The 25,063-nt window shown below is 37.2% G+C and carries 24 protein-coding genes, 1 other RNA gene and 2 other annotated features; of the genes, 2 read left to right on the top strand and 23 right to left on the bottom strand.

Features of this window, described 5'->3' with window-relative positions; translation table 11 throughout:
* Positions 1-3 precede the first annotated feature (3 nt).
* The 17 genes from ACFSO7_RS19540 to ACFSO7_RS19620 all read right to left on the bottom strand — a co-directional run bounded on the left by ACFSO7_RS19540 (position 4) and on the right by ACFSO7_RS19620 (position 16,087).
* Entirely contained in the window at positions 4-642 is a 639-nt protein-coding gene (locus ACFSO7_RS19540) for an O-methyltransferase (RefSeq protein ID WP_377879047.1), read from the bottom strand.
* 281 nt (positions 643-923) lie between these two features.
* Positions 924-2,051 (bottom strand): endolytic transglycosylase MltG, encoded by a 1,128-nt coding sequence (mltG, locus tag ACFSO7_RS19545; protein WP_377879048.1) that lies wholly within the window; start codon positions 2,049-2,051, stop codon positions 924-926.
* 294 nt (positions 2,052-2,345) lie between these two features.
* Positions 2,346-2,717 carry a VOC family protein gene (locus tag ACFSO7_RS19550; RefSeq protein ID WP_377879049.1) on the bottom strand — a complete coding sequence of 124 codons (372 nt, stop codon included), beginning with the start codon at positions 2,715-2,717 and terminating at the stop codon, positions 2,346-2,348.
* A 703-nt stretch (positions 2,718-3,420) separates the two neighbouring features.
* Positions 3,421-3,708 carry a DUF1292 domain-containing protein gene (locus ACFSO7_RS19555; protein ID WP_377879050.1) on the bottom strand — a complete coding sequence of 96 codons (288 nt, stop codon included), beginning with the start codon at positions 3,706-3,708 and terminating at the stop codon, positions 3,421-3,423.
* Positions 3,709-3,720: 12 nt separating this feature from the next.
* Positions 3,721-4,137: a Holliday junction resolvase RuvX gene (gene ruvX, locus ACFSO7_RS19560; RefSeq protein ID WP_377879051.1), complete on the bottom strand. Its 417-nt coding sequence runs from the start codon at positions 4,135-4,137 to the stop codon at positions 3,721-3,723.
* 2 nt (positions 4,138-4,139) lie between these two features.
* Positions 4,140-4,406 (bottom strand): IreB family regulatory phosphoprotein, encoded by a 267-nt coding sequence (locus ACFSO7_RS19565; protein WP_377879052.1) that lies wholly within the window; start codon positions 4,404-4,406, stop codon positions 4,140-4,142.
* 83 nt (positions 4,407-4,489) lie between these two features.
* Positions 4,490-7,123, bottom strand: coding sequence for an alanine--tRNA ligase (alaS, locus tag ACFSO7_RS19570; protein ID WP_377879053.1), 2,634 nt, complete (start codon positions 7,121-7,123; stop codon positions 4,490-4,492).
* A gap of 46 nt (positions 7,124-7,169) precedes the next feature.
* Positions 7,170-7,378, bottom strand: a binding site (T-box leader).
* 57 nt (positions 7,379-7,435) lie between these two features.
* Complete coding sequence (locus ACFSO7_RS19575) at positions 7,436-8,506, bottom strand: AI-2E family transporter (RefSeq protein WP_377879054.1); 1,071 nt, start codon at positions 8,504-8,506, stop codon at positions 7,436-7,438.
* Between the two features lie 127 nt (positions 8,507-8,633).
* On the bottom strand, positions 8,634-8,756 hold the full coding sequence (locus ACFSO7_RS19580) for a YrzQ family protein (protein ID WP_377879490.1): 123 nt from the start codon (positions 8,754-8,756) through the stop codon (positions 8,634-8,636).
* A 37-nt stretch (positions 8,757-8,793) separates the two neighbouring features.
* Complete coding sequence (locus ACFSO7_RS19585; RefSeq protein ID WP_377879055.1) at positions 8,794-8,985, bottom strand: hypothetical protein; 192 nt, start codon at positions 8,983-8,985, stop codon at positions 8,794-8,796.
* Positions 8,986-9,002: 17 nt separating this feature from the next.
* Positions 9,003-9,470: a PRC-barrel domain-containing protein gene (locus tag ACFSO7_RS19590; protein ID WP_377879056.1), complete on the bottom strand. Its 468-nt coding sequence runs from the start codon at positions 9,468-9,470 to the stop codon at positions 9,003-9,005.
* Between the two features lie 26 nt (positions 9,471-9,496).
* On the bottom strand, positions 9,497-11,914 hold the full coding sequence (gene recD2, locus ACFSO7_RS19595; RefSeq protein WP_377879057.1) for an SF1B family DNA helicase RecD2: 2,418 nt from the start codon (positions 11,912-11,914) through the stop codon (positions 9,497-9,499).
* A 33-nt stretch (positions 11,915-11,947) separates the two neighbouring features.
* Positions 11,948-12,598, bottom strand: a complete 651-nt coding sequence (locus ACFSO7_RS19600; protein ID WP_377879058.1) for a tetratricopeptide repeat protein — start codon at positions 12,596-12,598, stop codon at positions 11,948-11,950.
* Positions 12,599-12,669: 71 nt separating this feature from the next.
* Entirely contained in the window at positions 12,670-13,785 is a 1,116-nt protein-coding gene (mnmA, locus tag ACFSO7_RS19605) for a tRNA 2-thiouridine(34) synthase MnmA (RefSeq protein ID WP_377879059.1), read from the bottom strand.
* A 19-nt stretch (positions 13,786-13,804) separates the two neighbouring features.
* Positions 13,805-14,950 carry a cysteine desulfurase family protein gene (locus ACFSO7_RS19610; protein WP_377879060.1) on the bottom strand — a complete coding sequence of 382 codons (1,146 nt, stop codon included), beginning with the start codon at positions 14,948-14,950 and terminating at the stop codon, positions 13,805-13,807.
* 37 nt (positions 14,951-14,987) lie between these two features.
* Positions 14,988-15,407 carry a cysteine metabolism transcriptional regulator CymR gene (gene cymR, locus ACFSO7_RS19615; protein ID WP_377879061.1) on the bottom strand — a complete coding sequence of 140 codons (420 nt, stop codon included), beginning with the start codon at positions 15,405-15,407 and terminating at the stop codon, positions 14,988-14,990.
* Positions 15,404-16,087, bottom strand: coding sequence for a YczE/YyaS/YitT family protein (locus ACFSO7_RS19620; RefSeq protein WP_377879062.1), 684 nt, complete (start codon positions 16,085-16,087; stop codon positions 15,404-15,406). The genes cymR and ACFSO7_RS19620 overlap by 4 nt, the downstream gene beginning before the upstream one ends.
* Before the next feature lie 174 nt (positions 16,088-16,261).
* Here ACFSO7_RS19620 and ACFSO7_RS19625 point away from each other — a divergent pair, with 174 nt between their 5' ends.
* Positions 16,262-17,533: a replication-associated recombination protein A gene (locus ACFSO7_RS19625; protein ID WP_377879063.1), complete on the top strand. Its 1,272-nt coding sequence runs from the start codon at positions 16,262-16,264 to the stop codon at positions 17,531-17,533.
* Positions 17,534-17,581: 48 nt separating this feature from the next.
* Here the strand turns inward: ACFSO7_RS19625 and ACFSO7_RS19630 are convergent, their stop codons facing one another.
* The 5 genes from ACFSO7_RS19630 to ACFSO7_RS19650 all read right to left on the bottom strand — a co-directional run bounded on the left by ACFSO7_RS19630 (position 17,582) and on the right by ACFSO7_RS19650 (position 22,419).
* A complete protein-coding gene (locus ACFSO7_RS19630) occupies positions 17,582-18,349 on the bottom strand; it encodes a tRNA threonylcarbamoyladenosine dehydratase (protein WP_377879064.1) in 768 nt (255 codons plus the stop codon).
* 235 nt (positions 18,350-18,584) lie between these two features.
* A non-coding RNA gene (ssrS, locus tag ACFSO7_RS19635) (6S RNA) lies at positions 18,585-18,773 on the bottom strand.
* Between the two features lie 65 nt (positions 18,774-18,838).
* Positions 18,839-20,611: an aspartate--tRNA ligase gene (gene aspS / locus ACFSO7_RS19640; protein WP_377879066.1), complete on the bottom strand. Its 1,773-nt coding sequence runs from the start codon at positions 20,609-20,611 to the stop codon at positions 18,839-18,841.
* Positions 20,612-20,623: 12 nt separating this feature from the next.
* Positions 20,624-21,895 (bottom strand): histidine--tRNA ligase, encoded by a 1,272-nt coding sequence (hisS, locus tag ACFSO7_RS19645; RefSeq protein WP_377879067.1) that lies wholly within the window; start codon positions 21,893-21,895, stop codon positions 20,624-20,626.
* Positions 21,896-21,952: 57 nt separating this feature from the next.
* Positions 21,953-22,194, bottom strand: a binding site (T-box leader).
* A 54-nt stretch (positions 22,195-22,248) separates the two neighbouring features.
* Positions 22,249-22,419: a hypothetical protein gene (locus tag ACFSO7_RS19650; protein ID WP_377879500.1), complete on the bottom strand. Its 171-nt coding sequence runs from the start codon at positions 22,417-22,419 to the stop codon at positions 22,249-22,251.
* Positions 22,420-22,596: 177 nt separating this feature from the next.
* On the opposite strand from ACFSO7_RS19650, the gene ACFSO7_RS19655 reads away from it, so the two are divergent.
* On the top strand, positions 22,597-24,372 hold the full coding sequence (locus ACFSO7_RS19655) for an N-acetylmuramoyl-L-alanine amidase family protein (RefSeq protein ID WP_377879068.1): 1,776 nt from the start codon (positions 22,597-22,599) through the stop codon (positions 24,370-24,372).
* A 246-nt stretch (positions 24,373-24,618) separates the two neighbouring features.
* Here ACFSO7_RS19655 and dtd read toward each other — a convergent pair whose 3' ends face one another.
* Positions 24,619-25,062, bottom strand: a complete 444-nt coding sequence (dtd, locus tag ACFSO7_RS19660; RefSeq protein WP_377879070.1) for a D-aminoacyl-tRNA deacylase — start codon at positions 25,060-25,062, stop codon at positions 24,619-24,621.
* Between the last annotated feature and the right edge of the window lies 1 nt (position 25,063).

Here is a 25,063-nt window from a genome sequence, read left to right on the forward strand (position 1 = left end):
CATTCACCTCTTTTTACTTATTGCTATTCCATCACCAACAGGAAGAATTGCGGTATCAAAATTAGGAAGATTCATTAACCAATCATTAAAACCATCAATTTTCCTAACTAAACTTCGAATGCGCTTATTTTCAATATTCTCCTGACAAACTAAGCCTTTGAATAAAATATTATCAGTGATGATAATACCATTTTCATTTAATAGCCTTGAATACATTTCAAAAAAACGTTGATATTGACCTTTTGCTGCATCAATAAAGATGGCATCAAATGGTCCATATTTCTTAACAATATCCTCTACTTCAAGTGCATCACCTTTAATGAGGATTATCTCCTTCGTTCTTCCTGCTCGTCCAATATAATTTTCAGCCATTTTTGCTCGTTCCTCATCACGTTCGATGGTAACGATTTTAGCATCAGGCAAAGCAAGTGACATCCTTAACGCAGAATAACCAATTGCTGCTCCGACTTCGAGTATCGTTTTGGGATTTTGAATGCGTAAAATTTGAAGTAAAGCTTCAATCCCGATCAGTTCCATAATCGGTACTTTTTCATCGTGAGCAAAGCTTTCTATTTCTTGAAGCAATTCCGTTCTATGATGAATTTTACCTTCTATATATGCTTGCAACTCTTCGTTAATCAAGTTGCATCACCTCTATTCCTCAGTTAACTCTATTAAGACATGAAAAAAAGCGTTCACAAAGTTGGACTAACTGGAAGAATGACGACATCATTTTTCCTGACAAGCAATAAGCTTGAATCCTCACTACTGTGGCTAACGCTAACAAAATCGTATATGCAGTAAAACACTTGAATATTTTATCATAAATAAAGAGGGAATGCTAATCTTTCTCGATTCCCTCTTTTTGGACTTCGAAAAATTGTCCAGCTCTTGTCGCCGACAATCGGGCGCATTACGCTTTTCTACTTATTTGTGATATGCTCCGCTTTTTTCTCATTATGCTCTTCTAAAGTTTTCGAAAATAGCACTTCGCCTTCTGCATTTGCTAAGAAGAATAGGAAGTCCGTTTCCTCTGGGAATAATGCTGCTTCGATGGACATAACTCCAGCGTTCGCAATGGGACTAGGCGGTAAACCTGTTACTTTGTACGTATTATACGGGGAATCGACTTCTAAATCTTTGTAATACACTTTTTCTTTATGTTTTCCTTGAGCATAAAGTACTGTTGGATCTGTTTGTAAAGGCATTCCTTTTTCGATTCGATTATAGAAGACACTAGAAATTTTATGACGATCCACTTGCTCTGATGCTTCCTCTTCAATTAATGAAGCCATCGTAAGCAGTTTATGCGGGGTAAATCCCTTCTCTTCCATATCAACCATATACGGATCAATCGATTCTTTTGTTTTTTCTAGCATTTCGGTAACCATTTCTTCAAGTGACGGGTTTTCTGTGTAAAAAGAATAAGTGGCTGGAAACAAATAACCTTCTAAAGGATATTTAATATTTTTTGCTAGTATTTCATCCGTCAAGATGTCTGGATACTTTTCCATTATAGGTTTAATAAAACTCGGATCATTTAAAGTTTTAAAAACAATTTCTGTATTTTGATTTGTCTTTTTCGCAATAATTTCTGCGATTTGTTGTAATTGAATTCCTTCCGGCAAAGTGATTTTAAGAGTCACTTCCTTACTAACTGTTCCGGTTTTAAGATTTTCAATGATTTTCGGAATTGTCATCGAAGGACTTAATGTGTATTCGCCTGCCATAAATCCTGATTCATTTTTAAATTTCACATAATATTTAAACACCTTGGCATTTTTAATAATGCCTTTATTTTCTAATATTTGTGATATTCCTGAAACGGATGATCCTATTGGTATATCGATTTTTTTCTCTACTTTGCTGTCAGGATTAACTGGCTTTAAGGCAGATTGAATATATAAATAACCTCCACCAGCGATTACCACTATTAATAAAAGCACAACTGCCGAAATCGTAAAAACAATTCTTCTCGCTATTTTTGCTTCCTTTTGCTGTTCTAGCATCTTTTGACGTACCGATTCTTTCCTATCCTTATTTTCATCCATACTCCTACCCCCTAGAGGCTCAGGGATTTTCCCTACAAAATTTATTCAAGCCATCATTATACTCTATTTTGCTATTCCATTTGTATAAATATTAGACCTCTTATAACTTATTGTCGTTTTTTCTGCAATAAAATGCAAGCAGAAGCTATAAACGTAATTTTTTAAAAAATGGCTTTGTTAAATAGTAATGTTGTTTTTCAGGCAAAAAATATGGGAACGTCTGATTTGGACGTTCCCGTTCTTATTACGTTAAAGCAGCCGTTAATGAAATGAGGTAATTTATTTAATATATTCTTACCAGTGTACTTGAAGTTTATTACCACTTGGGTCATAAAAGTGGAAAAAGGCATGACCATTATCTTCTTTTATATCCTCGACCTTAACTTGATTATCAATTAAGTGCTGATGAAATTTAGATAATTCTGGACTTGTAAAGCCAATGCTAAATTCTTGTTCATTATCAATTGTAAAATGTGCAAATGTTTCATCTTCGGTAGGAACTAAGATAAGTAAGAAAGGTCCTTCATTTACTTTTAAAATGGCAAGTTCCTCAGTATTGTTTAGTAACTGGAGCCCTAATACATCTCTATACCATTGTGCAGACAGTTCTAAATCTTTTACAGGAATTCTAATATAATGTACTTGTTCAATAAATGATTTACTCATAGCCTTCTCTCCTTTATTTAATCCGGTATATCCAATAGTTCCCTTTCTATATACCTTTTTCCTTCCGATTATTGAATTAACTTGCCCTTTAACGGGACAATAAACTTCCTTAAGTTCAAAATCCATCTGCTTTAATGCAGTTAGAATTTTATACCTCCAATAAAAAAGCTTCACATAATGAGCACCAATGAGTTTAGCTGATTTTCGAAGGGAATACCCCTCAATCATACATTCGATAAACTAAAGCCATTTAATCGGAATATGTGTTCTGAGAAGAGGAATGTTCGTCATTTCTGTGAATGTTTTACAGTACTCTTTGCAACGGTATCTTTGGCGTTCAATGGTATTGATTGTAGTTTTAACTTGGTATTTACCGAAACGAATGACGTTAGTGAATTGACAATGAGTACAGGTGTAGCCGTCTATGTGTTTCTGTTCTGATACAACTTTGAATACAGACTCTGTATCTGCTGCACTCCCTAATGAGTTTATAAAGAACTTCTTTAATCGCTGCTGGACTCTTCGGCTAGATTTCTGATTTGGTTAATTATGTACGCTAACACCATTAAAACTCACTCGCTCGCGTTAATTTTAGTCCACCTAATATAGAGCGAATGTTCGAGAAAATCAAATAACAACATTATTCTTTAACAAAGCCTAAAAAATAAAAGAAGCTGACCATTATTTAGTCAGCTTCTCATTTTTATTCTTCGTCTTGTTCCTCTAAGAATGTGTTCAACATTTCTTCGATTAAATCCCACTCTTCGTCCGTCTCAATTGGCATTAATTCGCCGTCTTGATTGTCTTCACTAGGGATAAATGCAGAGGCATGAATTTCGATATCTTCCTCATCGTCATTATCTGCACCAATTGGGTAATACAATACATATGATTTTCCAAATTCATCTGAATCAAATGTGAATAATACCTCACATAAAATTTCGTTGCCTTGCTCATCCACTACAGTAATATTGTTTTCTCCGTGATTCATGTTCTCACCTCATTAATTATTACTGTCAAGATAACCTTGAAGGATCATGACAGCGGCCATTTTATCAATGACTTTTTTCCGTTTCTTTCTACTTACATCTGCTTCGAGTAACACTCTCTCTGCTGCCATCGTTGTTAACCGTTCATCCCAAAGAATCGCTGGAATATTAAATCTCGTTTCAAGCTCTTTCGCAAACTTTTGACTTGCTTCTCCACGTGGACCAATGGTTCCATTCATATTCTTTGGTAGGCCAACAACTACTTTTCCTATGCTGTATTCTTGAATGATTTTCTCGAGCTCCTCAAAACCAAACGAATTTTGCTCTTCGTTTATTTTCAATGTCGATAGGCCTTGAGCAGTCCAGCCTAATTCATCACTTATTGCTACGCCGACTGTTTTCGAGCCGACGTCTAGACCCATCACACGCATTTTTATCCCTCACGATGTCTCTTTAAGTAATACTTAACTAACTCCTCGATGATTTCATCTCTTTCAAGCTTACGAATAATGTTCCTGGCATCTTGATGTCTCGGGATATAGGCAGGGTCACCTGATAGTAAATATCCTACAATTTGATTAATCGGATTATACCCTTTTTCATGAAGAGCTTCATACACTTTCAATAATACCTCATTTACATCATGTTCATACGGCTCTTCAGGAAAACTAAATCTCATTGTTTTATCAAATGAACTCATTCTTTTAGCACCTCGCTTTTTTGATGGCAGCGATACATTGCTTTCATATCTTCATTCTACACTAGTTTGTCCTATTGTAAAACCTAAATGGTTTGAAGAAATTCTTCTACATAATTTAATGCACTTTCTAGTTTATTAGGGTCTTTCCCTCCAGCTTGCGCCATGTCCGGGCGTCCACCACCACTTCCGTCGCAACGAAGGGCAACTTCTTTAACAATTTTACCAGCATGATAGCCTTTTTCAATTAAGTCGCTTGTAACCGCAGCAATTAATTGCACCTTACCATCCGTATTACTTCCAAGTACGAGGACAGCGGATCCTAATTTCTGTTTTAAATCATCTGCCATATTTCTTAGATTATTCATATCAGTTGCTTGAACTTTAGCAACAAGCACATTTACACCATTGATTTCTTTCACCTTAGAAACAAGGTTTCCGGCTTCAATGTTTCCTAATTTAGATGCTAATGATTCATTTTCTCTTTGTAGCTGTTTCATTTCTAATAAAAGAGTGTCTACACGACTAATAATATCCTTTTGATTCGTTTTTAATTTATCTGCCACTTCTTTCAATAAACCAATTTGAGAATTTAGTAGCTTATATGCTTCTTCACCTGTTACTGCTTCAATCCTTCTTGTTCCAGCTCCAATTCCACCTTCTGATACAATTTTAAATAGGCCGATAACTGAAGTATTTGGCACATGACATCCACCGCAAAGCTCGATGCTGTAATCTGCAACTTGAACAACACGAACGATTTCACCGTATTTTTCACCAAATAATGCCATAGCTCCAAGTTCTTTCGCTTCAGCGATACGCATATTGTCAATTTTCACAGAGATATTTTTCCAAATTTGCTCATTGACCATTTTTTCGATTTGTTCTAATTCCTCTGGTTGGATTTGTCCGAAATGGGAGAAGTCGAATCGTAAACGATCAGGTTCGACAAGAGACCCAGCTTGATTGACATGCTCACCTAATACATCCTTTAATGCTCGATGAAGTAAATGTGTAGCCGTATGATTTTTAATAATTTTACTTCGATTATCTGCATCGACAGTCGCGTCTACTTCTACATTTGCTTGAAGTGTCCCAAGTTTTACGATGACAGAGTGAAGATTTTGTCCATTTGGAGCCTTTTGAACGTCTTTAACCTCGATCTTCAAACCATCTGATAGTAAAAGACCCTTATCAGCAATCTGACCGCCGCTCTCTGCATAGAATGGAGTGACATCAAGCATCACTTGGACCTCATCACCCGCACTTGCTTCTTCAATCAATTGACCATCTTTTAATAATACAGTCACTTTAGATTTAGTTTGTAGTTGATCGTAGCCAACGAACTGGCTTTGGACGGTGATATCTCCTAATACCCCACCTTGAACTTGCATGGAATCCACATCTTGACGCGCAGCACGAGCACGCTCACGTTGAAGTTCCATTTCTTTTTCAAAACCTACATGATCGACCTTCATGCCTTCTTCCTCTGCATATTCCTCTGTTAATTCAACTGGGAATCCATAGGTATCATATAATCGGAATACATCTTCACCTGAGATTGTATCATTTCCTTTTTCTTTTTCCTTTTTCATCACATTTGATAAAATCGCCAGTCCATCGTGAAGAGTTTCGTGGAAACGCTCTTCTTCATTTTTCATGACCTTTTGGATAAATTCTTCTTTATCCTTCACTTGAGGATAGAAATCTTGCATGATTTCTCCAACCACTGGTACAAGCTCAAACATAAAAGGACGATTAATATTAATTTGCTTAGCATAGCGTACAGCTCTTCGAAGTAATCGGCGTAACACATAGCCGCGGCCTTCATTCGAAGGTAGTGCACCATCACCGACTGCGAAAGCAACTGTACGGATATGATCGGCAATCACTTTAAAGGCAACATCTTTTTCTTTATCCGTACGATATTTTTCTCCTGAAATCTCTTCCGTAGCCTGAATGATCGGCATAAATAAATCGGTATCGAAGTTTGTCGGTACATTTTGAACAACAGAGGCCATACGCTCAAGACCCATTCCCGTATCAATATTTTTCTTTGGAAGTGGTGTGTATGTCCCGTCTGGATTATGATTAAATTCCGAGAAAACAAGATTCCATACTTCTAAATAACGTTCATTTTCTCCACCTGGATATAATTCAGGATCATTTATGTCATTTCCATATTCTTCGCCACGATCATAAAATATTTCCGTGTTCGGACCACTTGGACCCTCCCCGATATCCCAGAAGTTACCTTCCAAACGAATGATACGCTCCTCAGGTATACCGATTTTATTCTTCCAAAGCTCGAACGCCTCTTCGTCCTCAGGATGGATGGTAACGGATAATTTTTCTTTTTCAAAACCAATCCATTTTGCTTCCGTTAAAAATTCCCAAGCCCAATCAATCGCTTCTTCTTTAAAGTATTCACCAATTGAGAAGTTTCCAAGCATTTCAAAGAAGGTATGATGGCGAGCTGTTTTTCCTACATTTTCAATATCATTTGTACGAATGGATTTTTGAGCATTGGTGATTCGTGGATTATCAGGAATGACTCTTCCATCAAAATATTTTTTTAATGTAGCCACACCACTGTTAATCCAAAGTAGGGACGGATCATCATGTGGAACAAGTGGAGCACTCGGTTCAACAGAATGCCCTTTTTCTTTAAAAAATTCAAGAAACAAACTACGAATTTGGGAGCCTGATAAATTTTTCATTACATTTCCTCCTAATTAATAAATACAAAAAAGCCCTCATCCCTAAAACAGGGACGAGAGCATGCCTCGCGGTACCACCCTGATTATGAATGAAAGTCCTTTCATTCATCTCTCAGCTCCTTAACGCGGATAACGGCAGGGATTAGCTGCATTCCAGATTAGCTTTCTGTTACCCTTCACCTAGAACTTCTCTCAGCCATGGAAGTCCCTCTCTTTAAATGGTCTATAACATACTTGATCTTTCGACATTTTCTAATTATTTTCTTATAGCCGAATTATATCGACTGAAAAAAACTTTGTCAACGTTACAACTTACACGGCTTCATTCTTTTTCATGAAATGATTTCTAGCATGTAAGATTGCCACTTTAATAATGGCCAAGATCGGAACCGCAAGAATTAATCCAACAATTCCACTTACCTCTCCCCCTGCTAGTAAAGCAAACATGATCATAAGTGGATGCATATGAAGGCTTTTTCCAACGATCAGGGGTGAGAGGATATTTCCTTCAAGAAATTGCAGAACTAATATGATTATGACAACAAATATAACCATCTTAACTGAGATGGTCGCGGCAATGATGACAGCTGGAATTGCTCCAATGACTGGACCAAAATATGGGATAACATTCGTCACTCCAATGATAAATCCTAATAATAAAGGATATTTCATTTGAATAATCCAAAAAAATAACGCCGAAACCGCACCAATGATGACACAGACGATTAATTGACCACGTATATAACTTCCTAAGGATTCATTCACATCTTTTAAAAAAAGAATGCCCTGCCTTCTCCACTTCCTAGGTGTCAAATACCAAGTAGCCTTTTTCAATTGATCGATATCTTTTAACATATAAAAGGAAATAAACGGTATTATCGCAATGACGAAAATAGAATTAATAATATTCATCATACTTTTCAAAACAGTGCTTAGCAATGTTTCTAGTCTTTTCTCAAAGCTAACAATTCCATCTTCAATGCGTTCGTGTAAACCCATCGGCCACTCAGAGGTTTGAGCTTGAATCGATTGTAACCAGTTTCGATATTGGTCAGCAAATACGGGCAAATTTTCAGCCAAATCTTTTATTTGTTTAATAAAAACTGGGATTCCTTTATAGAAGGCTACTCCCACCCCGCCGAAAAATAACGTATAAATGATAACAACAGCGATTCCTCGATGAATTCCCATTGAATGGATCTTTTCAACTAACGGATGAAGCAAGTAGGTTATTAATGCGGCAACAATAAATGGAAATAAAACAGTGAAGACAACCTTTAAGATAGGTAACCAAATCAATTCTATTTTCAAAAAAACATAGGTCACAACAAATAATAAGAGGAGAAATCCTAAACGATAATACCACTTCATTCGAATATCCAATACAAGTCCCCCCTTTTCTCAAGTAGTTTTCATCAAGGACTCGTAAATATTCATTTTAAAATAAAAAATCCCCAGCACGGGGATTTTTTATTTTGTACAGCTAGAAGCGCAAGTTTGCATTTCAAGTTTAAAACATTTTCGTTATTCTTTTTGTCATTTTTTTCATTTGACGATTCGTCATTAAGTTATTTTTTTGAACGTAATTATAAGCAACCATACCCGCACCAAAGGCGATGGCAGAGGTCAACATTTTATTCAAGACGTTTCACCTCTTTTATCGTTAGTTTTTACACGCTATAACGACGATCATCTTCTTCGAACAAATCATCTAACGAACTTAAACTACCGTCTTCTTCCACTTGGTGGGTAAATATGAGCCCTTTTGTAAGAGTTAGCTCAATAAAGCAACTCCAGCAATAGTACTGATTGATTCCGATCTTACCTATATCTTTGCTTTGACAATTTGGACACTTCATCATGGAAAAGACACCTCACGTTATTTAACCTTTACGATGATGGCATCTTCCCCAATCGAGGGCGATTCAGACGTTTTTACGACCTGCTTTCCCTCAGTAATGTCCGAAAAGAAACCATCCGAAATTTCATACCCTATAATGGTTCCCATTTCCTCCATAAAATATACGTCTTCTAGTATCCCAAGCTTTTCTCCCTCAGATGTCATAACCACTTTTCCTTGGAGGCAATGCTTGTGATCAAGTGTATACTCAGGAGTTGGCAAAGATTCAATTTTCCCGACATCCTCAATCATAACTCCATCCCAACCGAAGGAAGCAACGTTTCCAATATCGATCATTTGGCTCTTTTTAAACAAGCCACCCTTTTTAAGAATTAAACCCTTAACTAACCCATTACTTGAGATATTTAAATCGCAAACATTACCGATTTTTTTCCCCTTGCTCATTTCATATACAGGGAGTCCCTTTAGTAAGGAAAATGTCCGCAAAAGTCATCAACCCTTTCCGAACATTTTTAGTTTGAGTCTTCTGCCATAAAATCATAAGGGGAAACGTTTTCCATTCCGATCATTGGGTCAACTTCCCAGAGTATTTGTTCAGCCGGTAAATCCTGATTGGGTTTTTCTGTAACTGTCTTAGTTGAATCATTCCCATTGAATTGTGCTTTTATTTTTTCACATAAGGTCGTGTTTCTACTTTGTTCATCTGTTCTTTCAACTCCCATTTTTAAAGCCTCTTCTTCTCCACAAAGGATAAGAAATTGCCTACTACGGGTAATGGCTGTATAAATGAGATTTCTCCTTAACATTCGATAATAGCTTTTCGTAATGGGCATTATAACGATAGGAAATTCGCTACCTTGAGATTTATGAACAGAGCAACAAAACGCATGTGTAATTTGATTTAAGTCTTGACGAGTATAAGTCACTTCATTTCCATCAAAGGATACGAGCACCATATCTTGTTTTTCTGTATTCTCTTTTGCGAAAAAAATCGAAATGATTTCTCCAATATCGCCATTAAACACATGGCTTTCAGGTTGGTTGACAAGCTGTAAGACCTTGTCGCCAATACGATATTTAACATCTCCAAAAGCTAGTTCTTTTTTTGTTTTATCCGCATTGGGATTAAAAATTTCTTGAAGCAATACGTTTAAACGATCAATACCAGCAGGACCTTTATACATTGGTGCGAGAACTTGAACATCCTTCGCGGAATAACCTTTTTTCTTCGCGTTTAAGACAACCTTTTCAACCACTTCTGGAATTTGTGTTGTATTGCATTGAATGAAAGATCGATCCGCTTGTGGTTTAAGAATATTAATCGGCAAGCGCCCTTTTTTCATTTCATGGGCAAGTTCAATGATGGAAGATCCTTCTGCTTGACGATAAATATCAATTAAACGTACGGTTGGGATACATTCAGATTGTAATAAATCCTTTAAAACTTGGCCTGGTCCAACAGAAGGAAGCTGGTCTTCATCACCCACCATAATAACTTGAATATGTTCAGGTAGTGCTTTAAACAACTGATGTGCTAACCAAATATCAACCATGGATGTTTCATCGACAATGAGAATTTTCCCTTCTAAAGGGCTATCTTCATTTTTATCAAAGCCTTCAATCCCGTTCCAACCAAGTAGGCGATGAATCGTCACAGCAGGTAGGCCTGTTGATTCCATCATTCTCTTTGCTGCACGACCTGTTGGGGCAGCTAATAAAAATGGAAAAGGCTCCTCCTTTTTATAATCTTTCGGATTCAAAGAACATCCATGTAACTCAGAATACAGTTCAACAATCCCTTTTATGACCGTCGTTTTCCCCGTTCCTGGTCCGCCTGTTAACATAAGCATAGGAGACATTAGTGCGGTTTGAATGGCTTCCTTTTGGCTTGGTGCATATTCGACGCCAATTCTTTCTTCTAACTTCCCTAATGCTAATAAAAATTCAGATTCAGGAAATTGTTCTTCATATTCCTTTTGGTCCAAAATGCGTTTAATATTTTTGACAAGACCTATTTCAGAAAAATAAAGAGAAGGCAAATATACTTTCTGTTCCTCTCCGATTACCTTCCCTTCTTCTGTCAGTTTAATAATTTCTGCAGAAATAGCTAAAAAGTCAATTTGATCTCGTTTATTTTCTTCTAATAATGATTTAACCTTTAATAATAGCGCTTCCGCTTCAACAAAAACATGCCCCATCTGCATGCATTCTAGTTCTAGAGTATATAAACATGCTGCCTTGATTCGATCGGGATGGTTACCAGATATGCCAAGCTGAAATCCTAACTCATCCGCTCTTCCAAACCCAATTCCTTCAATATCCTCGACTAATTGGTAAGGATTACTTTCGATCAATTGCAGAGTTTGATCTTTATACATTTGGTAAATTTTCATAGAAAGCTGCGGACCAAATCCGTATTGATTTAAGCCAATCATGACTTGTTCCAAGCCTTGATGCTCCATCAAGGTATCATACAAAAGTTTGGCCTTATCAGGTGGGAGTTTGGGAATACTGTCTAATAAAGAAGGGGTATTTAGAATTTTCGTTATTGCATTCTCTCCAAGAGTTTGAACAATACTTTCAGCTGTCTTCTTTCCAATTCCTTTAAATAACTCTCCTGAAAGGTAATTAATCACACCTTGCTTCGTTTGTGGGATGTCCCTTCGAAAATGGTTTGCCTGAAACTGCAATCCGAATTTAGGATGGTCCTTTAATTCTCCATAAAAAATATAAGTATCTTGTTCAAAAATTTTTGGAAAATAACCCGTTACTACCGCTTCCTTGTCATCATACGTTTCGTTCGTGTCTTCAAGGCGAATTCTCATCACGGTGTACAAGTTTTGTTCATTATGAAAGATAGTGACTAAATGCTTTCCTTTCATAAATTTCCCTTGTTCGGAGAATAAATCAAGCGATTCTTGTTTGCTCAAACTCTAAACCCCCCTTCTGTTTGAAAAAATTAATTATTTATGTTCGATTAATTTTTTTCCATAGCCAGCTAACACATGATCAGGCTGAAGCTCGAGAGCTTTATTAAAATATTGTAATGCACGTGTAGCATCCTCTTTAAAACCATAAGCAACACCTAAATTGTAATAAGCATCTGCGTGAGATGGATCAATCTTAACGCATTGTTCGAATTGTTCAATGGATTCATTTATAAAGCTTTCTTGAGCTAAACAAAGCCCATATTGAAATCTCGCTTCTGCATCTTGCTCTTCTAATTCAACACTTCGTTGTAAATAAGGAAGGGCAAGTCTCGTCTGTTCCAAATTTACTAATGTCAAACCTAACATGAAATAATTATCACCTGTTTGCAGTCCTTTTTTTAGAGCTTGTTCAAACATATCCTTTGCTTTAACAAAATTTGAGTCATTAAAATATAGATTTCCCACACTATAAAAGGCAGCAGCTGCATTTTCATCTAATTCGATTGCTTTATTGAAAAATTGAAGTGCTCGCTCGTTATCATTTAAAGCGGATAATAAATTCCCGAAATTTATGTAAGCAATCGGGTCTCTAGGATTTGCTTCAATTGCCTCATTGAAGATTTTGGCAGCTTCCTCCCATTTTCCTTCTTGCATATATTGAATACCTAATTGATTATTTTCCATTTTCTCACACCTTTCGTTCATACAAAAAGTATAGCATAACACGGGAAAAACCTCGATTCTATCATCGAGGTTTAGCCTACATAGGTTAAGATTTGATTGTCTTTATAAACTTTATCAATCGTTCCTCCACCTAGGCACTCATCATTAAGATAAAAGACCGCTGCTTGTCCAGGAGTAATCGCGCGAATCGGCTCATGGAAAACCACTTTTACTTCATTATTATCAAGTAAGTGAACAGTCACCTTATGATCTTCCTGGCGATAGCGGAATTTAGCTGTGCATTCAAATTGCTTATCTTTCGGTTTATTAGAAACCCAGCTTACATTCGTCGCTGTGATCGAGTCTGAATATAATTTTTCATGATGAAACCCTTGTCCTACATATAAAACATTGCGCTTTAAGTCTTTACCTATCGAGAACCATGGGTCACCAGAACCACCAATACCTAATCCATGGCGTTGACCGATCGTATAATACATAAGCCCATCATGCTTTCCTTTTACAACCCCATCAAAAGTTTCCATATTTCCAGGCTGAGCAGGAAGGTATTGACTTAAAAACTCCTTAAAATTCCGTTCCCCGATAAAACATATTCCCGTACTATCTTTCTTCGTAGCGGTAGCCAAATTAGCTTCCATCGCAATTTCTCTTACTTTTGCTTTTTCTAAATTCCCGATTGGAAACATCACTTTTTCAAGCTGATCTTGGCTTAATTGATTTAAGAAATAAGTTTGATCCTTGTTTTCATCGTGCCCACGTAGCATTTTATATTCCCCATCGCGATAAGCGACTTGCGCATAATGTCCCGTTGCTAAATAGTCAGCACCTAAATTAACAGCATGCTCTAGAAAAGCTTTAAACTTAATTTCTTTATTACACATGACGTCTGGATTAGGTGTTCTTCCCGCTCGATATTCATCTAAGAAATATGTGAATACTTTGTCCCAATATTGTTTTTCAAAATTTACTGCGTAATAAGGGATTCCTATTTGATTACACACACGTATGACATCTTCATAATCTTCGGTTGCAGTACAAACTCCGTTTTCATCGGTGTCATCCCAATTTTTCATAAAAATCCCAATGACGTCATAGCCTTGTTGTTTTAATAGTAAAGCAGCTACCGAAGAATCTACTCCACCTGACATTCCAACTACAACTCTTGTATCTTTCGGTTCTTTTTGCATTTATATCACCTCGGGTGGCTTAACATTTTGTTAGTCTTTTAACAATTTTCGCTATTTCTATCGCAACTTTATCGATTTGTTCTTCTGTATTACCTAATCCAAAGCTAAACCGGATGGAATTACGTATGCGTTCTGATTCTTTCCCAAACATGGCTACTAACACATGTGATGGTTCAATAGATCCAGCTGTGCATGCTGAACCACTTGATGCGGCAATTCCTGCTAAATCTAAATTTACTAGCATCGCTTCAACATCCGTTCCAGGAAAGCTAATATTTAAAACATGTGGCAATGAATGGACATGTGAACCATTTACATCAAATTGAACGTCTAGCTCATTTAGTTTCGAAATGAACTGATTTTTATATTGTAAAAACAAGCGTTTTTTTTCTTCCATTTCTGTTTGAGCAATCAATACTGCTTCTTTAAATCCTGCAATGGCAACAACATTTTCGGTACCTGGACGGCGCTTACGTTCTTGGTCACCACCAAATAGCCTAGGGGCGGGCATTATTCCTTCCCTCACATATAAATAACCAATTCCTTTTGGACCATTTAACTTATGTGCAGACACAGACATTAAATCGATGTTTAATTCATTTACATTGATGGGAATTAATCCGTAGGCTTGAACCGCGTCCGTATGGAAAAAGGCAGATGAATCTTTTACAATACCACCAATTTCTTCCACTAATTGAATAGTTCCCACTTCGTTATTACCAAACATGATCGAAACAAGAATCGTATCGTCTCTTAATGAGGCTTTTAAATCGGCTAAAGATATTCTACCTGTGTTATCAACAGGTAAATATGTTACTTCAAAACCCCGTTTTTCTAATTGTTCACATGTATGAAGCACAGCATGATGCTCGATTTGAGATGTAATGATATGCTTTCCTTTATGCTGGTAACCTTCTGCGATACCAATCAATGCGTAATTATCGGCTTCTGTTCCACCACTTGTGATAATCACTTCATTTGGTTTTGCACCGATGCTATCAGCTAAAACAGTTCTTGAATCATCGATTATTTTACGTGCTTCACGACCAAAAGAGTGGATACTTGATGGATTACCAAAATTACTTTTCATGATTTCCAGCATCGTATCAGCTACTTTTGGATGAATAGGTGAGGTCGCTGCATGATCAACAAATATTCGTTCCATTTGATTTCCCTTCTTTCAAAATTGGACTTCGAAGCAATTAAATATAAAACATATAAGAGTCGGTATTATCATCGTCTGAATGGCTTGCCATATCTTCTAAAGTTGTATTGTCCAGGACATCTTTAACCGCGTCACGAATTCGGATCCAGAGCTCCCTTTTAGCAGGTTCCTCATCCTCGATCCCTTCCACAGGACTAATCGGTCCTTCTAAAACTCGGATAATATCTCCAGCAGTTATTTTAGTCGGTTCGTCACCAAGCACGTATCCGCCGTAGGCACCTCGAATACTTTTCACAAGCCCCGCATTTCGCAGTGGTGCAATTAATTGTTCCAAATAATGCTCTGATAAATCATTCGATTGTGCAATCGTCTTCAGAGAGATTGGACCCTCACCATGTTTCTTCGCTAATTCAATCATTATGGTTAAGCCGTAACGGCCTTTTGTGGAAATTTTCACGAACTTACACCTCTTTTGATCTTACTGTTTTCATTTTCTATATGACTATCTGGTTTTAATCTATCTAATATTATATTCGTTAATGATCTACATTGCGGCATCGCATAACCAAATATCGGTCCTATTAAAAGACTTATAAGAAACGTTCCCCAAAATACAGGTCCACCTAGCATCCACCCGATAGAAAGGGCGATGATTTCCATAGCTCCTCGAATATTTCTTACTTTCCACCCGGTTTTATTCGTTAAGACAAGCATGAGACTATCCCGGGGACCAGCACCAAGATTGGCAGAAATATATATCCCCATTCCATAACATGAAATGATTAAACCTAGCAAAAACATTACAAGTTTTCCGATTAAGTGACTCGGAGTTTGTAAGAAAGGAAGGAATAAATACATATCAATAAAAACTCCGACAAGAATCATATTTAAAAAAGCACCGATCTGTGGCATTTTTTTATCTATTATGGCAGCCATTCCTAAAATGAAGAAGCCAACAATAATCGACCAACTTCCAATCGTTAATCCTAATTGGTAATACAATCCTACATTCAGAACATCCCATGGAGTGGCACCTAAATCGGCCTTAAGAAGCATGACAAATCCTAATGTCATTATTAAAAGGCCAACAAAGTATATCATAAATCTAGGAAAGATTTGTCCCCTTCTCATTTGCATAAAATGGTTTCCCCCAATTCAGTAAAACAGCTTAATGAGAAAAATTGTACCAGAATCCTTAGTAATAAGGTAGGCTTTTGACATTATAGCACAAAATGACACTAAAATATGCATTAAACTCCGCTTCGTGTTATGGTATACGAAAACAATGATATTAAATTCGGGTGATGAAACATGGAAAAACCTCTTGCCTTTCGAATGAGACCGAGGAAAATTGAAGAAGTTATTGGACAGCAGCATCTTGTCGGAAAAGGTAAAATCATTCATCGAATGGTTGAAGCGAAGCAGCTTACATCGATGATTCTTTATGGTCCTCCTGGCATAGGGAAAACTTCGATTGCAAGTGCCATAGCTGGAAGTACTAAATATGCATTCCGAACGTTAAATGCTGTATCTAACAATAAAAAAGACATGGAAATTGTTGTTGCAGAAGCAAAAATGTCGGGAAAAGTCGTTCTTCTTTTAGATGAGGTTCATCGTCTAGATAAAGGAAAACAGGACTACCTACTACCATTTTTGGAAAATGGGTTAATCGTGTTAATTGGGGCAACAACAAGTAATCCCTTCCATGCCATTAATCCTGCGATACGAAGTCGCTGTCAAATTTTCGAGCTAAAGCCGCTAATGCCTGAGGAAATTAAAAAGGCGCTTTTAGCTGCCATTTCCGATGAAGAAAGAGGATTGGGACGTTATGATATAGCCATTTCGGATGAAGCACTAACCCATTTTTCTAGTGCATCAGGGGGAGATGTGAGAAGTTCTTTAAATGCATTAGAGCTGGCTGTACTTTCCTCTCATAAAAATGAGGCTGGAAAAATTCAAATTTCCTTAGAAGATGCGGAAGAATGCATACAGAAAAAAAGTTTTACTCATGATAAAGACGGAGACGCGCACTACGATGTTTTATCAGCCTTTCAAAAATCGATTAGAGGCTCTGATGTAAACGGGGCACTTCATTATTTAGCAAGATTAATAGAAGCTGGGGATCTCATCAGTATCAGTCGCCGGTTATTAGTAATCGCCTATGAAGATGTAGGTCTGGCAAATCCTCAAGCTGGAGCTCGCACTTTAGCAGCCATTGAAACAGCAGAAAGAGTCGGATTTCCTGAAGCACGTATTCCCATTGCTAATGCTGTCATCGAGCTCTGCTTATCTCCTAAGTCGAATTCTGCGATCACAGCGATTGACTCTGCATTAAGCGATTTGCGAAAAGGAATAACAGGTGAGGTTCCAGACCACCTTCGCGATGCCCATTATCAAGGAGCACAAAAATTAGGTCGGGGAGTTCATTATTTATATCCCCACGATTATGAAAATGCATGGGTGAAACAACAGTATTTGCCTAATGCGATAAAAAATAAAACGTATTATCAGCCTAAGAAAACAGGAAAATTTGAACAGGCACTGGCATCCGTATATGAAAAATTATTGAATAGGAGAGAATAATAATGTAAAAAGAGTGAATTCCAAAATGTACTTGGAATTCACTCTTTTTTATTTCTCATCTTTTACACGACGAATTTTAATATCCGTTAACAATTCTCTTGTTACATAACTAGCCATAATTAGACCTGCAACTGAAGGAACAAAGGCATTGGAGGAAGGAGGCATTTTTGCCTTTCGGATTTTTGCTTGGTCATTCCCTACCTCTTTACGTACGTCTTCCAGAATGACAATTGGACTTTCATCTGAGAAGACTACTGGAATGCCCTTTTTAATCCCTTCTTTACGTAGCTTTGTTCGAATGACTTTTGCAATTGGGTCGGTATGTGTTTTCGAGATATCCGCTATTTGAAATCTTGTCGGATCCATTTTATTAGCAGCACCCATGCTAGAAATCATTGGAATGTTGCGTTGTAAACATTCTTTCATTAAATGTATTTTATACATGATCGTATCTGAGGCATCAATGACAAAATCAAGACCATAGCTGAAAAATTGTTCATATGTTTCTTCTGTGTAAAACATTTTTAAAGCAATGACTTCACAATCTGGATTAATATCTTTAATACGATCTCTCATTAACTCAACTTTAGGTTGTCCTACAGTAGATAAAAGCGCAATGACTTGTCTATTCACATTCGTAATATCCACATCATCTTTATCAACAAGAACTAATCTTCCAACTCCAGAACGTGCAAGTGCTTCTGCCGAAAAAGAGCCTACCCCACCGATACCAAGCACAGCAACGGTACTATTTTTTAATTTATTTAAACCCTCTTTACCAATCGCAAGTTCATTTCTAGAAAACTGATGTAACATGATTCTCAACTCCAAACTGAATCAAATGATATCTTTTTATTTTTACCCCTAAAAAATATACCATACTTCAATATAAAAACAAGTATATCGATGGGGATAAGGGTGATTAAACTTTATTGTAAGACATAAGATATTTCACCAAAACACGAATTTTTCACAGAAATCCATAAACCGTGGAATTTTCCCAAAAAATAAAAAACCTATTTTCACATAGGTTTTGAATGAGTCATATAAAAAGAGTCCCAATTGTGCCGTTGGGTTGATTTCCTTCGTTTTGAACCCGCACATAAGCAGGTGGGTGTTCTGTTTAAGCTTATGTAAGTCCTTTCTAGACAAGGCATTTACGCTGCTTGAAAACTCCGAACTCCCGTAGGAAAAATGTTGGTCAAAACAATAGGTAAAACAACGAACACTTCAGGACTCTTTACTTCATATTTGTATGTTACCATTTTTATTTTGCTTTTTCAATAACGCTAGAATAGGTACATTCTATTGTTTTTTTAAGTTAAGGGCTAGATGTAAGTCCTGTAATTGAACTTGGCTAACTTCACTTGGTGCTTCCATTAATAGGTCGCTAGCACTAGCTGTTTTCGGGAACGCAATCGTGTCTCTTAAGTTCGTTCTTCCAGCTAGTAGCATGACAAGACGGTCTAAACCAATCGCAATTCCCCCATGTGGCGGTGTTCCATATTCAAATGCTTCCATTAGGAAACCGAATTGAGCGTTGGCTTCTTCTTTAGTAAATCCAAGTACTTCAAACATTTTTTCTTGAATATGTCGCTCAAAAATTCTTAATGAGCCTCCACCTAATTCGTAGCCATTTAACACTAAGTCATAAGCTTGAGCTCTTACTTTTGAAGGATCTGTATCTAATAATTCTAAATCCTCACGTACAGGCATTGTAAATGGATGATGTGCGGCAAAATATCTTCCTGCTTCTGCATCATATTCTAGTAAAGGCCAATCCGTGATCCAAAGGAAATTGAATTTGCTTTGATCGATTAGGTTTAACTCTTTACCAAGCTTTAAACGCAGGGCGCCTAAAGAATCAGCGACCACATTTCCTTTATCTGCAACAAATAAGAGGAGGTCACCAGTTGAAGCATCTAATAATAATTTAATGGCTTGTTGATCCTCTTCGGTAAAGAATTTAGCTATTGGTCCTTTTAGACCATCTTCTTCTACTTTTAACCAAGCTAAACCTTTAGCACCATAACGCGCGACAAATTCTGTTAAGGCATCGATATCTTTACGTGAGTAGTTATCAGCAGATCCCTTCACATTTATTGCTTTTACTTGACCACCGTTTTCAACAGCAGCTGCAAAAACTTTAAAACCTGAAGTTTTAGCGAATTCAGAAGCATCAATCAGTTCAAGTCCAAAACGGGTATCAGGTTTATCAGAACCATATCGATTCATTGCCTCAGTATATGACATTCTAGGAAAAGGAGCAGCAATCTCCAATCCTTTTACCTTTTTCATAAGCTTAGTCATCATATCTTCCATCATCGCGATAATATCATCTTGACTCATAAAGCTCGTTTCAATGTCGACTTGAGTGAATTCAGGCTGACGGTCTGCGCGTAAATCCTCATCACGGAAACAGCGTGCAATTTGATAATAACGTTCAAATCCACCTACCATTAGTAATTGCTTAAAGATTTGTGGTGATTGTGGAAGAGCATAGAACTCTCCTGGATGAACACGGCTTGGAACTAAATAATCACGCGCTCCTTCTGGAGTGCTTTTTGTTAAAATAGGAGTTTCAACATCTAGGAACCCTTCGCCGTCTAAATAATCGCGAATCACTTTTGTTACTTGATGTCTCATTTTAAACGTTTCAAACATAACAGGTCGTCTTAAGTCTAAGTAGCGATAGTTTAGACGGACATCTTCTGATACATCTGTTTGATCTGAAATGATAAATGGCACAGTTTTTGCTTCATTTATAATTGTTACATTTGTTGCCTGAACTTCGATTCGACCTGTTTTTAAGTTCTCGTTTATCGTTCCCTCTTGGCGAGCAACAACCGTTCCTTCAATGTCTAAAACGTATTCACTACGGATTTTTTCTGCTAATTGTAGTGCCTCAGTAGAAACGTCAGGATGAAAGACAACTTGGACAATACCTGTTCGGTCACGTAAATCAATGAAAATTAGTCCACCTAGGTCTCGACGCTTTTGAACCCAACCTTTTAATACAATCTTCTCTCCGATTGCCTTTTCCGTTACTTCGCCACAAAAATATGTTCTTCCAAACATTTCGGATCCCCCTTATTTTTTCAAACCTTGAAGAGTTTCAATGAATTGATCAAGACTAACTTCTTTTTGTTCGCCTGAAGCCATGTCCTTTACATTAATCATGTTTCGATTTAATTCATCGTCTCCTAAAACAGCGACAAATTTAGCTTGAACCCGGTCGGCAGCCTTAAATTGGGCTTTCACCTTCCGATTTAAATAATCACGATCAGCTGAAAATCCATTTGAACGTAATTCGTGCACCAATTTTACAGAATAATCCTGTGCTGCTTCCCCAAGGGATACAACATAGCAATCGATTGTTTCATCTATCTTCATTTCAACTTTTTCAGCTTCTAGAGCGGCTAGAAATCTTTCAATACTTAATCCAAAACCAATACCAGGTGTTTCAGGTCCGCCCATCTCCTCAACTAAACCATTATATCTGCCGCCACCACATAAGGTTGTAATTGCCCCAAAGCCTTCAGCATCGCTCATAATTTCAAATGCAGTATGATTGTAATAATCTAAGCCGCGAACTAAATTAGGATCAATTTCAAATGAGATGTCCATATCAGCTAAATATTTTTGAAGCTTACCAAAGTATTCTCTTGAATATTCATTTAAAAAATTCAACATGGATGGAGCCGATTTCATAAGCTCATGTTCACGATCTTTTTTACAATCTAATATTCTTAGAGGATTTTTCTCGAGTCGGTTTTGACAGTCCGTACAAAACTCACCAATTCGCGGCTCAAAGTGGTTGACTAAAGCTTCACGATGAGCGATTCGGCTTTCTTTGTCACCTAAGCTATTAATAACAAGCTTCAGCTTTTTCAATCCCATTTCTTTATACAACGTCATCGCAAGTGAGATAACTTCTGCATCAATCGCTGGGTCTGCACTTCCTAAAGCCTCTACTCCAAATTGAACAAATTGGCGAAAACGACCAGCCTGCGGACGCTCATAACGGAACATTTGTCCTAAGTAATATAACTTCACTGGTTGCTGAGCATAACCAAACATTTTATTTTCAACATAAGAACGAACGACGGAAGCTGTACCTTCAGGACGTAATGTTAAACTACGGTCTCCACGGTCATTAAACGTATACATTTCTTTTTGAACGATATCTGTTGTTTCTCCGACACTTCTTAAAAATAATTCCGTATGCTCGAATATTGGAGTTCTGATTTCTTTATAAAGATACTTTTCGCATAATTTTCTTACTTGTTCTTCAATGGCTTGCCATTTTTCCACTTGACCCGGGAGAATATCCTGAGTCCCTCTTGGAATTTGAATCGACATTTTGATCCGCCTCTTTCGCCTATAAAATAAAAAAACTCCCGTCTCCTTGTATAAAATACAAGGGACGAGAGTTAGATTTTCCCGTGGTGCCACCCTAGTTGAAGCCGCATGTAATAAATAACGGTCTTCCGCTCAAACAGTTAACGCCTGCAACGTTTTTTCCTACTAGTATGAATCGTTCAGAAAAAAACCTACGAAGTGTTCCTTCATTAAGTCGATATGTAGAAATGCTTTCAGCCTCAGACATTTCCTCTCTTTTCATTCGGAGCTTAATTACTATGCTTCATCATCAGTTATTCGTATTTAATATTTATCTAATAATACGTAGCAAACTATCAGTTGTCAAGGAGAATTTAGGAACGTTCTAATTTCTTTTTTAATTTTTTGACATCACCGAGTGTTAAACCAAATTCAGAAGCTAATTCAAATGTATTAGCATTGGCTTCTTTTTGGATAAAATCGTGAAAATCTACTCCATATAATTGGTTTTCTCCCGAACTGATGTGTAATCCTTTGCTGCTCATTCTCATTTCCTCACCATCCATGTCTAGTTAAGAATTCACTCCTTTTATTGTTTCCATTTCTTATTAAAAATTTCATTCAAATAAATAAAATGTTGGACAATCCTTACATTTGAAATGAATTTTTGGATTTTTTACGTTAAAATGGATTCATAGTATATTTTTGGAGGGAGTTTGCTTTTGAAAAAGTTCATTATCCTTGTATTCGTCACACTTCTCTTTTTCGGAGGCATACCAATAAATAGCTTTACTGCCGCTACCGAAACATCTGTTACAATCACTATTAATGGGTTAAACGTTCGAGAAGGCCCTGGATTGAGCTATCGGGTCGTCAAGCAAGTGAAGAAAGGCGAAAGCTTTCCACTTGTTAAAGAGGAAAATGAGTGGATTCAAATTAAATTAAACAATAATCAATTTGGATGGGTGGCAAATTGGCTCGTTCAGAAACAGAATAAACAAATAACTGTGGCACCTCAAAAAGAAAATTCTGTTGGACTAATTACTGTCGATGGACTGAGGGTAAGAAACGGCCCCGGTACAAACTTTCAAACGATTGGACATGTAAATAAAGGAAACCAAGTAACGATCAAAGAGAAAAATGAAAATTGGATAAAAGTTTCAGCAAATTCTTTAGAAGGATGGATATCTAGCGATTTTGTCACCATTACTGGTGGACAAGCTACTGATAAAACCGCCGAAAAGCCAACTAAAAACATAAAAACAGCTACCATACAAGTTGATTCTTTAAATGTTAGAAGTGAGGCATCTCTTCAATCCAATGTGATTGGAAAGTTGAAAAAGGGAGATAAGATAGAAGTTATTTCCTCGACACAGGATTGGATACAAATTTATTTTCAAAACCAAAAGGCATGGATCAGTTCGGAATTTGTCAAAATGAATTCTCAGTCTACTGCAAATGAAACGAAAATAGAAGAACCCGCAAAGCCACTGGGAGGAATCGTTGGAACGATAACAGCTAATGCACTTAATATTAGAAGCCAACCGGACTTAGGCGGAAAAATAGTCGGAAGTGTATCAAAAGGAAATTCCTATTCTATTATCGAAGAAGTAAATAACTGGAGTAAGATTGAATTTAGTCCTAAACAATATGGTTGGGTCAATACTTGGTACTTAGAAAAAGCCATGCCAAAGTCGAATGAGATCCAATCACAAGAAGTAAAGGAAAGTATCGTTACTATTTTACACGATGGTACGAACATTCGCAGTGGTCCAAACGTTTCCACATCAGTTATTCTACGTTCCAATGAAGGTGAGCAATTCCAAGTGAAGGGCTTAAAAGGGGACTGGTACGAAATACAATTAAAAGATGGAGTATCAGGCTATATTGCAGGATGGCTCGTTTCCGTTAGTGGTTCTGCCCCCCAAGTAGAAAAACCTGGTGCTGAGGCTCATTTAAAAAATAAAACCATCATCCTTGATCCTGGTCATGGTGGCGGTGACAATGGAACAACTGGTTCAAGAGGGACGCTTGAAAAGGAATTAACATTGCGTACAGCAAATCTATTGTACGATAAATTACGAGCGTCAGGTGCCAATGTCATCTTAACAAGAACAAATGATTCGTATTTTTCATTACGTTCCCGAGTTAGCACAGCACAATATCACAATGCAGATGCCTTTATTAGTATCCATTATGATAGTATTTTAGATAAAAGTGTTCGGGGATTGACAACTTATTATTATCATTCCTATCAAAAACCACTCGCAGAAACTGTCCATGCTTCTACCATCGGAGAAACAAAAATGAAAGATCGTAGTGCCCGTTTTGGCGATTACCATGTATTAAGAGAAAACAGTCAAAAAGCAGTATTAATTGAACTTGGTTACTTAAGTAATCCAGCAGAAGAAACAACTGTAACCTCCGCCCAATATCAAGAAACAGCAGCTACTGGAATATTTAACGGTTTAGCTAAATATTTTAAGACAAATTTATGAGAAGAGCGCGAGGCGCCTTGATCAGCCCCGACAAGCAAATGCTTCGCCAGCCGGAAAGTCGTTCTTTGACTTTTTGGCTGGCGAACATTTGACCTCGAGGTCGACAAGGGCGCGACGTCCTGTCGCATTGTCGACACTAGTACATCCTGTACGTCGGGGCTAGGACGCTTGCGCTGGACAATTTTCAAAGTCCGAATATGTTATACTTATTTATGAGAAAAAGCTGACCAGAGTGGTCAGCTTTTTCTATTTTTTACTTTCTATAATTAGGGTAACAGGTCCATCATTAACAAGGGACACATCCATCATCGCACCAAAAATTCCTGTTTCAACTTTGATCCCTTTTTCACGTAGAATCGCATTGAATTTCTCATAAATTTCAAGTGCATATTCAGGTCTGGCCGCATCCATAAAATTAGGACGTCGTCCTTTTCTGCAGTCACCGTATAAAGTGAACTGGGATACTGATAATATTTCTCCACCTACATCCAATAGAGAATGATTCATTTTTTCATTTTCATCTTCAAAAATCCGTAAATTAGCAATTTTATCAGCTACAAACTCCGCATCATCCATTGTATCATCATGGGTTACCCCGACTAATAATACAAGTCCCATTGAAATTTGACCTGTAATCTCGCCTTTTACTGTTACCTTTGCTTCTTTACTTCTTTGAACAACGACTCTCATC

The sequence above is a fragment of the Bacillus sp. CGMCC 1.16607 genome, assembly GCF_042683745.1.
In the GTDB taxonomy this organism is placed as follows: Bacteria; Bacillota; Bacilli; order Bacillales; family Cytobacillaceae; genus Pseudoneobacillus.

What these genes read in the sequence shown, in the direction of transcription:
- ACFSO7_RS19580 (WP_377879490.1), bottom strand. Translation starts at nt 8,756, where the DNA reads ATGTTGACCTCTGCCATCGCCTTTGGTGCGGGTATGGTTGCTTATAAT.
- alaS (WP_377879053.1), bottom strand. Translation starts at nt 7,123, where the DNA reads ATGAAAAATTTATCAGGCTCCCAAATTCGTAGTTTGTTTCTTGAATTT.
- ACFSO7_RS19550 (WP_377879049.1), bottom strand. Translation starts at nt 2,717, where the DNA reads ATGAGTAAATCATTTATTGAACAAGTACATTATATTAGAATTCCTGTA.
- ACFSO7_RS19625 (WP_377879063.1), top strand. Translation starts at nt 16,262, where the DNA reads ATGGAAAAACCTCTTGCCTTTCGAATGAGACCGAGGAAAATTGAAGAA.
- ACFSO7_RS19610 (WP_377879060.1), bottom strand. Translation starts at nt 14,950, where the DNA reads ATGGAACGAATATTTGTTGATCATGCAGCGACCTCACCTATTCATCCA.
- hisS (WP_377879067.1), bottom strand. Translation starts at nt 21,895, where the DNA reads ATGTCGATTCAAATTCCAAGAGGGACTCAGGATATTCTCCCGGGTCAA.
- ruvX (WP_377879051.1), bottom strand. Translation starts at nt 4,137, where the DNA reads ATGCGTGTGATGGGTCTAGACGTCGGCTCGAAAACAGTCGGCGTAGCA.
- mnmA (WP_377879059.1), bottom strand. Translation starts at nt 13,785, where the DNA reads ATGCAAAAAGAACCGAAAGATACAAGAGTTGTAGTTGGAATGTCAGGT.
- mltG (WP_377879048.1), bottom strand. Translation starts at nt 2,051, where the DNA reads ATGGATGAAAATAAGGATAGGAAAGAATCGGTACGTCAAAAGATGCTA.
- ACFSO7_RS19620 (WP_377879062.1), bottom strand. Translation starts at nt 16,087, where the DNA reads ATGCAAATGAGAAGGGGACAAATCTTTCCTAGATTTATGATATACTTT.
- ACFSO7_RS19565 (WP_377879052.1), bottom strand. Translation starts at nt 4,406, where the DNA reads ATGAGTTCATTTGATAAAACAATGAGATTTAGTTTTCCTGAAGAGCCG.
- dtd (WP_377879070.1), bottom strand. Translation starts at nt 25,062, where the DNA reads ATGAGAGTCGTTGTTCAAAGAAGTAAAGAAGCAAAGGTAACAGTAAAA.
- ACFSO7_RS19650 (WP_377879500.1), bottom strand. Translation starts at nt 22,419, where the DNA reads ATGAGCAGCAAAGGATTACACATCAGTTCGGGAGAAAACCAATTATAT.
- ACFSO7_RS19630 (WP_377879064.1), bottom strand. Translation starts at nt 18,349, where the DNA reads ATGTTACATCAGTTTTCTAGAAATGAACTTGCGATTGGTAAAGAGGGT.
- ACFSO7_RS19600 (WP_377879058.1), bottom strand. Translation starts at nt 12,598, where the DNA reads ATGGAAAATAATCAATTAGGTATTCAATATATGCAAGAAGGAAAATGG.
- ACFSO7_RS19555 (WP_377879050.1), bottom strand. Translation starts at nt 3,708, where the DNA reads ATGAATCACGGAGAAAACAATATTACTGTAGTGGATGAGCAAGGCAAC.
- aspS (WP_377879066.1), bottom strand. Translation starts at nt 20,611, where the DNA reads ATGTTTGGAAGAACATATTTTTGTGGCGAAGTAACGGAAAAGGCAATC.
- ACFSO7_RS19585 (WP_377879055.1), bottom strand. Translation starts at nt 8,985, where the DNA reads ATGATGAAGTGTCCAAATTGTCAAAGCAAAGATATAGGTAAGATCGGA.